Origin of the sequence: Rhodoligotrophos appendicifer (genome assembly GCF_007474605.1) — a bacterium.
Classification (GTDB): Bacteria; Pseudomonadota; Alphaproteobacteria; order Rhizobiales; family Im1; genus Rhodoligotrophos; species Rhodoligotrophos appendicifer.
Genome location: NZ_VHKL01000011.1, coordinates 221,622 through 231,437, shown reverse-complemented (window position 1 = coordinate 231,437; position 9,816 = coordinate 221,622). Strand labels below are relative to the sequence as shown.

The following is a 9,816-nucleotide window of genomic DNA, read 5'->3' as shown; positions in this document are numbered from 1 at the left end:
ACCGTACGGTTCCGGACATTTCTTAAATCAATGGTTCGTCATCTTGTAAATTTCAATGATCCCTCGCTACCTATAAAATAGGAGTATTGGCCGGGGCGGCAAGGAAATGAACAGGCGCATTGTGGTCCATCGCCACGGAGATATCTGGAAGATCGGCATTGACGGAAAGAGCTATGACGAGTTCGTGACCCAGGTCGATGCGATCACTCGGGCGCTGGAATGGTCGAGGAATGCCAAGCAGCAGGGCTGTCCCGTGGACGTATTCCTCGAGAATGAGAGTGGCAATATCGTGCCTCTAGAGACACCTACGAAATGGCTGGAATACGACAGTGAACAAGCCGCTTGGAGATATCACCGCTTGGGTTAACCTCAGGAGCTCCCAGGCCACAGAACTCAGTTGTGAGCGGCCGCAAGACTGGGAGGAGCGCGTCCGCGATCGTGCCTATCAAATCTGGGTCAGCGAAGGCTGGCCCGATGATGCGCACGAGAAGCATTGGCGTAGAGCTTGCCAGGAAATTGCTCTCGAGCAAGAGCTGCGGCTGAAGCGAGGGGCCGATCAGCCGGACGAGTTAAAAGTTCAGGAGGAAAGTTCGTCGAGACGATCAGTCTGTATCCCCAGAACAGTCCACGTGCGCGCCATGTTGAAGAGCAGGTCTTTCCGGGCTTGATCCGTCTCCATCTCAGCTTGTTCCCTGAACTCCGAGGCTTGGGCGCGGCATTCAAAAGCTGTCACGGTGGCCGAGCTCCGCATCACTTCATTCCTTTGTTCTTTTTCTGTCGAAGCGCCAAGCGGCCATGTCGTTCCATACCTATGACATTTTCCCGGAACCTGCTTCGATAATCCACTATTTATCCCCCCGCACACCCTTGAACGCCGGATGCCGAAGGCGCTGGTCTGCCGTGGTCACCCCACGATACTCCACCTCGACCACCACCTTCGGCTCGGTCCAGATGATCCCCTTCTCCCGCAGACCCTTGATCACCGGCTTGCGATCGCGATCTTGTCCAGGCGCGCCTTCAGGCCCTTCGATAGACGTTCCGACAAACCGCTGCCGACACCGCCGGCATAGTGCATTGGATCGCATCAGGGACCATGGGTGTTCCGGTCGCCGACGCTACTGAATGGTTAAAAAGCATCCGCGGCTGAGATGTGACGGTGAGGTTTATCGTGAGGATAAACTGATGACTGGAGACTGGACGGGAACTTATGAGTCCTTGACCGTTGGGGACTGGGAATCCAGTAGCTAGGTCATTGACGGGGAGTCAATCGACGCCTTTGCCCACGCCATCCAAAGTTTCAATCCGCTCCATTTGGACGGGGACTGGGCGCGGGCCAACACCCATTATCCGGATCGGATCGCGCATGGTGTCATGACGTCAGCGTTGATGTCGAAGCCCATCGTGCAATTCTGCGAGCGGTTTAGGGTACGCACTGCCTTACTGTCGACATCGGCCAAATACCTGAGGGCTGTTGTCATCGGCGATACAGTGACGACAGTGGTTCGTCTCGCAGCGAAGGACGACGAAAAGCGGCGAATTCGTTTCGAGGTGCAAGCCAGGAACCAGCGCGGCGAGCTAGTGCAGACGGGGGAAGCCATCGAAAGGGCGCTGTGATGACAGCGCTGCGCAGATAAGCTTCGTGGATATGCACTAGTTGGAGCTGCCGTTCTGCCTCCCCAGACGCGAACTCAAGATTTTGCTGCTTCCCTAAGGAGCAATCCCCCTACAGGCCCACGCGACGCTGGCAAAAGAACGGGGGCCATCAGGTCGGCCAGCTTCATAGGCATCTCGCACGGCAGCCTCGATACGAGGCCTTTCTTGAGCGTCAAACGCGGCAACACACTTGCCAAGTGGACCTTCGCCAGCTGCGACAGGCGCCCAATAATCATCAAAGCTTTGGAAGTCCATTCGGATCATCGGCTGTCTCTCTGAGACATCCAGTAGACCCTGATCAATAAAGGCTCGTTTCATCTCGCCCGGCTGCATCATCGGCTGGAAGAAATATCTGGTGCGCAACTCGCGACCCTGAGGGGTTAGCGCTGCTATTGTATCAACGGCCATCCGGGTGCTTGGCATAGCACCGAGATGGTCCCATACGGCCGCAGCGACCACGCCCCCTGTCCGAACGACGCGTCGCATCTCAGCAATTGCCCTCTTGGCTTCTGGCACGAAGTGCAGCACGAGCAGAGCCAAAGCACGATCAAATGTCCCGGATTCGAATGGCAAAGCGCAGGCATCCGCCTGCTGGACCGTGATATTTGAGTTTGTCTTGGCTCGCCGGGTCAATTCTTCGACAAAGACAGGTGAATAGTCGATGGCTTTGATTTCGCGAAGTTCAGCTGAGTTTGCGAGCGCGAAGGTCAGGCTTCCAGTTCCGCACCCGACATCGAGAATCTTCTCTCCATTCGCGATACCCGCAAATTCAATGAACAGAGGAGCGAGTCTTTTGCTCCATCGCCCCATAAGCTGTTCGTATCCCGCCGCATCGTGAACATTGAAGCTTGAGGCCATCGGGTTCTCCGTACTCTAGCCGCTCGCCGAATGGTTTTGGCGCCGGCGGAGTTGCGGTAAGCTTAGGCCCACCCGGACTCCGCCGGCCTGATGCCAGAACCTCCCTAGCATCAGTGCAAGGCTAATCCCATTTCGGATGGCCCACAATTTCGGATGGCCCACAATAATGAGAACGGTTGCGCTCGGCCGCCGGAGACGAAGGTCATGGCCTCATCCATCAACCGGAGATTAGGACGATGAATATAGCCCAAATTGCCAAGGAGGGGATGAGTGCGTTTATAAGGATGCTCCTGCTCAGGACCGCACCCAATTTCTGGATAGGCTGAACGCTCTCCGGTCTGGAGATGGCGCGTTCGGCTGGGGACTGTAGAAGGTTACGATGCGGCATCTGCACAACTGATTCGAACTTTGGAGTCAGAAACGTAGTTGCGGGCGAAAAGTTCGATGCTGCAATAAGGCTTTACCTGACGCACCCGATCTTCGTGATCAGATGCAAGATTTACTTGTTTGTTCCAAAATTTACGTAGAATAAAAGGCTTAATTTGACGACCTAACCCTCCTGCTTTCCTGCGTGAGAGAAAATGTAAATGGAGCTTATGACTTTCTAAAGAGAGCCTTGTGAACAGAGATTACTCTTTTGAAGGCTCGAAATCATATGTGGCTTGCGCAGAGGGGCGCGTGTTGATGCTCTCAGAGAGGACGCATATCCTTCTTAGATGGATTAATGGCTGGCACTTCTCCCGTTCTTGAGCGCCAAAGATGAATCCGCTCAGTTTGTGTGAACTGAATCCGCGGGTTTATCTGGACAGCCATTAGATGCACCTCGATTTGGTGGCGCATTTAAACGCAATTGAAGATCCGTATCGCTTCGGATTTACCTGACAGACCTGCGCAAAAGCGCACTGGCTCTTAATAAAAATGTTGCGGATTGATATTCTTGCAGCTCAATCGTGAAGCCTGAGCCAATACTAAAGCCACTGCGAGTCATCATGAAGCTAAAAATTTTAAACGCCTCAAGGAGGTGTTGAACGTCTGTTTCATTTTGCCGGCTTCCAGGATCACGCCGCTCCCGTGAAATAGGTTCCGATAAGCAGTCTTCGGAATGTACTAGGCCGGAGTGTCTTGAAAGCGCAGACGCCGTAGAGTTGCGGCAGCGACCGCATTCCTGCTGATGGGCGTCTCCGGATCAGCCCTTTGTGATCATGCTCCATAAGGCAAATGTCGGCCAGCTCTGTGCGTGCATGGACCCTCGCATCGGGTACCTGCAGCCCACAATTGACGCCTAGATCTGAAAAGCCAGTTGCGGACTTCTGGGGCTTTCTTGCCACGCAGGCAATACCGATTTGTCTGGAACATTGGAGACCCAGATTCCACAGGCTTTTCTGATCAACCTGACGAGACACACTCAACTGAGTGGCCTATTCCTAAATCAGGCGCATGCTTGAAACTGAACGGACATTCCGAACAACAGTGGAAAAAAGAAGTTCAAAATTCTGGATCACGCGATCCTATTTAGCTGATCTACTTTTTTCTTCGCATCCGGAGCGGTTGATCGCCTTTGGGCGCCTTGTTTTTGCCAGCATCGCTATTGTCGCTGTCTATCTCGACCCAACCCACCCTTCTCGAAACATAGAGGTGACTTTTCTTATTCTCGCGGCTTACCTAGCTTTCGCGCTTGGGTCGGCGGGCTCATCTCTTATTCGTCCCCCAGGTGAGACCAGCCAAATCGTCACCCATGCCCTTGACATCAGCACCCTGTGCATCCTGGTCCACTTCACCGACGGGCTGCAGAGTCCATTTTTTGCATTTCTTACATTTGCATTGTTGACCGGCACGATGCGTTGGAGCTGGCGCGGCGGGCTTGCGACAGTGATCGTCCTGGAAGTATCCCTCATCGGTTTGAGTTGGCCTGATCTGGACATGTCGATGAGCAGAGATTCAGATCTAAATGTATTGATTATGCGCAGTGCAAACCTGCTGGTTACGGCGGCTATGCTAGGATACTTCTGCGCCTATCGAGAACGCAGCCAATATCGTTTGGCGAAGCTTGCATCTTGGCCGACGACGACAGCCGCTCAGCTAGATCACCCTCCCCTGGCAAGCTCCTTGAGCCATGCTGGCGAAGTTCTTGGGGCTTCTCGAGTGGTCGTGATCTGGCAGGACAAAGATGAGCCCAAAGTTCGTATCGCAGATTGGAATGGCTTGAATTGTAGCTTTTCCATTTTGCTGCACCCGCTGTCGTCCTCGTTCGACCTGGCAAGCATCCCGGATCTAAAGAATTCCTCTGAACATCAGCGATCTGTAATTTGTCTCTCCCAGTTCAGCAGTTTGCATTTCCAGGGTGCCGTCTTCGTCTTTGGTGCTCGGGACCAAAGTGTGGATAGCCGTTTGCTTACAGAGATCATTGCCGCCCACATAGCCGCGGAGCTGGAGCGCTTTGCTCTCGCAAACGAAATCGCTTCTACGGCGCGGGCGACAGAACGAATTCGCCTAGCACGAGACATGCACGACACCGTCCTGCAAAATTTAACCGCCGCCAATTTGCAGATAAAGAATCTGGCATCCCTTGTGCCTCATGAAGTTCGAGCAAAGCTTGACGATGTCTCTTACCTTCTTTTGAGCCAGCAGCAAAGAATCCGTCACTTCGTCGAAGGTGCAGAGCGACTAAAGGAGCCGTCCGAGCCAATTATGATTGCTGATCAGGTTCGAAGATTTTCTTCGATATTGGCAAAGCAGTGGGAATGTCAGATTGAAACAACGATTAAACCTGAAGACTTCATCGTTGATCAGATTTTTTGTTCACAGATCCTCCTTCTCATTTCGGAAGCTACCGCAAATGCAGTCCGTCACGGACGAGCGAAGTTCGTTGATTTGCGCATAGAGAAGGATGGCACGAACCTTCATCTCTGCGTGCGCGATAATGGCCGAGGTTTGATAGACACACCGAGCAAACCGATTGAGTTTGAGCCACAATCTCTAAAATCGCGGGTTCGTGACCTCGGCGGCCGTCTCACATTTTCACCGCGCGATTATGGCATCGAGCTTACAATTGCGTTGCCGCTATGATTTCACCAGCAGGAAGACCTGTTTCCGTCGTGATAGCAGACGATCATCCTCTGGTTTTGACGGCGCTTCGCGACCTCATCGCCGTTCAATCAGCCTTTGAAGTTTCTGGCGTAGCTTCAACCGGAACCGAGGCGTTGGACCTCATCCTGAGGACGGAAGCGAACCTCGCCATACTCGATATTACGATGCCGGGGATGAGTGGCATTGAGGTGCTGCAAGCTCTCAATCGCTCGCCATCACCAGCCCGCATTATCTTCCTTACCGCGACGATTACGGACGCGCAGATCGTCGACGCAATCGTCGCTGGCGTATGGGGTATTCTCCGAAAGGAGAGTGCGCCAGACACTTTGTTGGACTGCCTTCACACCGTTTCGGAAATGCGGAAGTGGCTACCGCCTGATCTAATACAGCCCGCTTTAGCCCGGCGAGCGGAGCGGGATCGGGTCCAAGGCTCTCTAACTTCCCGAGAGATTCAAATCGCGGAGCTGATTGCAGAGGGGCATCCCAACAAAGTCATTGCACGAAAACTTCAGGTTTCCGAAGGAACCGTGAAGATCCACCTGCACAATATCTATCAGAAGCTTCATATGGACAATCGCACAACCCTTGCGGCCAAGGCGCTGAGTTGGCGCGATCGCTAACTGGCTTAGGGCATATCCGGTATATCTTCTGATATATAGATTCCCTCTTAAAGCTAAAGTATCTTTTTTATTGAAGTGATCGGACCCGTCTTTGGGTCTTCGCTAATAATCCCCGCGTTATTTTTATTGGGAGCTGGACATTGGCGAATACGATTTACGATTTTACGCCATTTGAATCTGGTCGGTTGTCTACGTCTTACGCAACCGCTTCTCTTGGGAGACGCATCAAACGAATCTCCAACGCGATTGCGGCTGACAGCTTTCTCGTTTCTTACCCAAAGTCAGGCCGAACATGGCTGCGCTTCATTCTAGCCAACTATTTTGCCTTGGGATCCGCCTTCCAAGAGAGGGTTGATCTCAGCAACATGTTCTCCTTTGTCCCAAACTTCGATTTCGACCCTATCAGAGGCGTGCAGGCATTCCGGACCAGGGCGCATAGCGCTAGAATTCCGCTAATCCTTGCAACGCATCAACCCTATGCAACGGCCATCTTCCTCAGGAAGCCCGTAATTTTCCTGGTTCGCGATCCGCGTGATCTTATGGTGTCGGCCTACTTTCATGCGCAGCGGCAGAAGCACAGGTTTGCGGGCTCACTTGAGGAATTTCTAACCCATAGAGATCTCGGGCTGCCAGCCTTCATCAAATATCTTAACGGATGGGCAGAGCGCCTGAAATATCACCGGCACATCATTGTCAGCTATGAGCAACTGTCATCCAATTCAGAATTCTCCATAGCGAGAATACTTGAGTTTCTTGAATGCCCGTACAACGCGCGCCGGCTCGTTGCTGCGCTCGATTGTTCCAGTTTCGACAGGATGCAGGCCCAGGAGCGCCGCGAAGGCATTCCAGGCCATCATTACGACCGCGGCGACACTGAAGCCTTGCGTATGCGGAAGGGAAAAGTGGGTGGATTTTCCGACTATCTAAGCCCTTCACTCATCGACTTTGTGGAAAGCACTTGTCACCGCGACCTGAACATCCAAGCTCAGGAGCTCTTGGTATGCACGGGCTGGCAAGCCAACCGGTTGCGATAGGCCTTCCAGTCGCGGTGCCCCCTCCGGATAATCTCGAAGGAGGTCCTCACCCGGGCCGTGTACTACATTGCATCACCGACCTTGATATTGGGGGTGCGGAATGCATGTTAACTCAACTCCTCACGAGCGGCTCTTCTGCGGTCCGCGACAGCACGGTGCTTTCGCTAATGAAGCCAGGCCGGCTGAAGGCGGCGATTACCCAAGCTGGAATTTCAGTGCACAGTTTGGATGTTCCACGCGGACGTTTGCAGCTGGGAAAGTTGGCGCCCCTGACGCGACTCATCCAAAGGACCCATCCTCGTCTTATTCACGGGTGGATGTATCATGGGAACGTTGCCGGTACTTTAGGGGCGATGGTGGGATCCTGCTCTGCCCCCGTCATCTGGAGCATCCATCACTCACTGTATGATCTTCGTACTGAAAAATCACTGACGAGGCGGACTGTCCAGCTGTCTGCCCTTTTGTCGAGCCGAACCTCAGCCATAGTCTACTGCTCGCGAGTTGCCGCCAAACAGCATGAAGCGGCCGGCTTCGATCCTGCCCGCAGCGTGATCATCTACAATGGTGTCGACTGCTCTAACTTCAGGCCGGATTGGGAAGCGAAAGGCCGGCTAGCGCAAAGCTTAAACATACCTCCAGAGCGGATGATCATCGGAAGCGTGGGCCGATGTCATCCTATGAAAAGCCAGTGCGATCTTGTTCGATCACTCGCCATTCTTCTCAAGCAAGGTTACGACGTTCACGGCTTATTTGTTGGACCCGGTCAACCGAACGGGGCAGCCATGAAAATGGCATGCAGCATTGGCCTCGAAAGCAGGGTCAGTTTTAGAGGTGAAGACGCTATCATCGCTGACATTATGCCGGGCCTTGATATCCACGCTATCAGTTCGACGTGGGGAGAGGCTTTCTCGTGTGCCACGGCTGAAGCGATGGCCAGTGGGGTCGCCTCCGTTGTTACCAACATTGGAGACTGTCCACATGTTGTCGGGCTCACCGGAATAATAACATCTCCAGGACAGCCAGAGGCCTTAGCCAGTGCATTGGCCTCGTTGCTTGACCTTAGCAATGATGATCGCCGCCAGCTTGGTTTAAAAGCACGTGAGCGCGTCGTCGATAATTTCTCACTCGCGCAATATATCAACCAACATACTGCTCTTTATAAAAGAATTTTTCAGGACGAGCTTTCCACAAAGCACCGGTGAAGCTAACGGCAGCAGCAGCCAGTACTATGACCGGCAGGAGAGAGCGGGCAAGGTCCCAAAAATCATGTTCTTCTGGGCACAGCATCTCGACCGTTTGTGCCCCTTCATTGGCAGTAAGCCGTACAAACGGCACCTCTTTATCACCTAGGGTAAACTGCAGTCTAACTAACTTTCTGCGCAACAACGCTGGTTTTCACGATCGACTTTGGTCAAAAGCGACCATGCTACGGTGGCGCGTAAAGCCGACAGGCAGCCGCCTCCCTAAGCAGATTACCATGTACGGCAAAGGGACCCGTAGGAGTCCCATGGATGTTTGCCGGGTGCCCCCGCGTGGGGGGTTCATCGGCCTCAGCTGACCAATAGGGACGCTCACAGCTGACGATAGTTCTAGAAACCACCGCCAGGTTGTCGTGTCACTCTCGCTTTTAAGGCTGCTTTAGGGCCTCTTTGCTGGCGACAGATCCAGGTCGTTCCCTCCATAGATTTCTTTTAGCAGAAATTTTGGAAACGCGATGTGCGGGATGTACATTGAACGGGTCTCGTTCATGTGCATAAGGAAGTCGATGTCGATCAATAGGGGGCGTCGGGAATGCGCAAAACCCCCTCCAGCGAAAAATGAGCGAATTACTAGCGTCAAGTGGCCGGTCATGTACCAATGTCTGTCACGCGGAATTCTTTAAGCCGAGTACTTAATGAGCTTCAGATGGTCCGCGCTTGCTTTGGGTTTGACTGGATTGATGATCAACAAAATTGCCAAGGGAGTTCTTGTCTGAGAAAGCTGACTGGAACCTGAAGTGACTGTCTCGTAACCGACAAGCCCCTGGCCGCAGATTACATGGGAAATAATATCCTTTCATCTGACAGGCAGAACGGGCAGATGCTGCTTCCACACCGGCCGAAATAGTTGCAAGCCATTAACTGCTCGACGAGCGGAGACTAATTATACTGTTGCGTCTAGCAGCAAGGGGTACCGGTAAGATATTCTGAAGAAGGGAATCAATAGTGAAATCAGTCATCGTAACTCTCCTTTAATTGAGCTACGGTTACTTTACCAGATGAATTTTCCCCTCTTTTGGACTGCTTTTAGCCTCTAATATCGTCTGTTTTGGTCTCACAAGGCTGGTTTAATCTGCCTTCCTCGTCCGCTTGGCCGCCCTCCTTCATAAGGTAGATATCCACGACCTTCTGCGGCCTTAATGGCGGCCTTCAAGATCCGTAAGCCTCCGTTTGACCCAAAGCATAATTCCGGCTTTGTGTAATCAGACTGAAAGGCAAGCATCATAAGCCGGTGCTTTTTCGTCAACGGCTCCCGGTAGTGCCATCTTTGAAGGCCCCCAACCTTGTTCGCTTTAATGTTTGTGG

At 52.9% G+C, this 9,816-nt stretch carries 9 protein-coding genes and 1 pseudogene; 7 read left to right on the top strand and 3 right to left on the bottom strand.

Annotated elements, in window-relative coordinates:
• The first annotated feature begins 106 nt into the window (after positions 1-106).
• Positions 107-367 carry a hypothetical protein gene (locus FKM97_RS22945; RefSeq protein ID WP_144294783.1) on the top strand — a complete coding sequence of 87 codons (261 nt, stop codon included), beginning with the start codon at positions 107-109 and terminating at the stop codon, positions 365-367.
• A pseudogene (locus tag FKM97_RS27275) lies at positions 330-509 on the top strand (DUF2934 domain-containing protein); the annotation flags it as partial. The gene FKM97_RS22945 and the pseudogene FKM97_RS27275, both read left to right, overlap by 38 nt.
• Before the next feature lie 68 nt (positions 510-577).
• On the opposite strand, the gene FKM97_RS26800 reads toward FKM97_RS27275, so the two are convergent.
• Positions 578-751, bottom strand: a complete 174-nt coding sequence (locus FKM97_RS26800) for a hypothetical protein (RefSeq protein ID WP_246105229.1) — start codon at positions 749-751, stop codon at positions 578-580.
• Between the two features lie 94 nt (positions 752-845).
• Positions 846-1,085 (bottom strand): ATP dependent DNA ligase, encoded by a 240-nt coding sequence (locus tag FKM97_RS27320; RefSeq protein WP_144294781.1) that lies wholly within the window; start codon positions 1,083-1,085, stop codon positions 846-848.
• A 166-nt stretch (positions 1,086-1,251) separates the two neighbouring features.
• Here FKM97_RS27320 and FKM97_RS22930 point away from each other — a divergent pair, with 166 nt between their 5' ends.
• Positions 1,252-1,614, top strand: coding sequence for a MaoC family dehydratase (locus FKM97_RS22930; protein WP_144294780.1), 363 nt, complete (start codon positions 1,252-1,254; stop codon positions 1,612-1,614).
• A gap of 93 nt (positions 1,615-1,707) precedes the next feature.
• On the opposite strand, the gene FKM97_RS22925 is transcribed toward FKM97_RS22930, so the two are convergent.
• The gene (locus FKM97_RS22925; protein ID WP_144294779.1) at positions 1,708-2,511 is read right to left on the bottom strand and encodes a class I SAM-dependent methyltransferase; all 804 of its coding nucleotides are present in this window, start codon (positions 2,509-2,511) and stop codon (positions 1,708-1,710) included.
• 1,437 nt (positions 2,512-3,948) lie between these two features.
• On the opposite strand from FKM97_RS22925, the gene FKM97_RS22920 reads away from it, so the two are divergent.
• The 4 genes from FKM97_RS22920 (at position 3,949) to FKM97_RS22905 (ending at position 8,454) form a co-directional block, all read left to right on the top strand.
• On the top strand, positions 3,949-5,577 hold the full coding sequence (locus FKM97_RS22920; RefSeq protein WP_144294778.1) for a sensor histidine kinase: 1,629 nt from the start codon (positions 3,949-3,951) through the stop codon (positions 5,575-5,577).
• On the top strand, positions 5,574-6,218 hold the full coding sequence (locus tag FKM97_RS22915; RefSeq protein WP_144294777.1) for a response regulator: 645 nt from the start codon (positions 5,574-5,576) through the stop codon (positions 6,216-6,218). The genes FKM97_RS22920 and FKM97_RS22915 overlap by 4 nt, the downstream gene beginning before the upstream one ends.
• Positions 6,219-6,358: 140 nt before the next feature.
• Positions 6,359-7,252, top strand: coding sequence for a sulfotransferase domain-containing protein (locus tag FKM97_RS22910; RefSeq protein ID WP_246105226.1), 894 nt, complete (start codon positions 6,359-6,361; stop codon positions 7,250-7,252).
• A complete protein-coding gene (locus FKM97_RS22905) occupies positions 7,219-8,454 on the top strand; it encodes a glycosyltransferase (RefSeq protein WP_144294776.1) in 1,236 nt (411 codons plus the stop codon). The genes FKM97_RS22910 and FKM97_RS22905 overlap by 34 nt, the downstream gene beginning before the upstream one ends.
• The last annotated feature ends 1,362 nt before the right edge of the window (positions 8,455-9,816 follow it).

What these genes read in the sequence shown, in the direction of transcription:
- FKM97_RS22945 (WP_144294783.1), top strand. Translation starts at nt 107, where the DNA reads ATGAACAGGCGCATTGTGGTCCATCGCCACGGAGATATCTGGAAGATC.
- FKM97_RS26800 (WP_246105229.1), bottom strand. Translation starts at nt 751, where the DNA reads ATGCGGAGCTCGGCCACCGTGACAGCTTTTGAATGCCGCGCCCAAGCC.
- FKM97_RS27320 (WP_144294781.1), bottom strand. Translation starts at nt 1,085, where the DNA reads ATGCGATCCAATGCACTATGCCGGCGGTGTCGGCAGCGGTTTGTCGGA.
- FKM97_RS22925 (WP_144294779.1), bottom strand. Translation starts at nt 2,511, where the DNA reads ATGGCCTCAAGCTTCAATGTTCACGATGCGGCGGGATACGAACAGCTT.
- FKM97_RS22920 (WP_144294778.1), top strand. Translation starts at nt 3,949, where the DNA reads ATGCTTGAAACTGAACGGACATTCCGAACAACAGTGGAAAAAAGAAGT.
- FKM97_RS22915 (WP_144294777.1), top strand. Translation starts at nt 5,574, where the DNA reads ATGATTTCACCAGCAGGAAGACCTGTTTCCGTCGTGATAGCAGACGAT.
- FKM97_RS22905 (WP_144294776.1), top strand. Translation starts at nt 7,219, where the DNA reads ATGCACGGGCTGGCAAGCCAACCGGTTGCGATAGGCCTTCCAGTCGCG.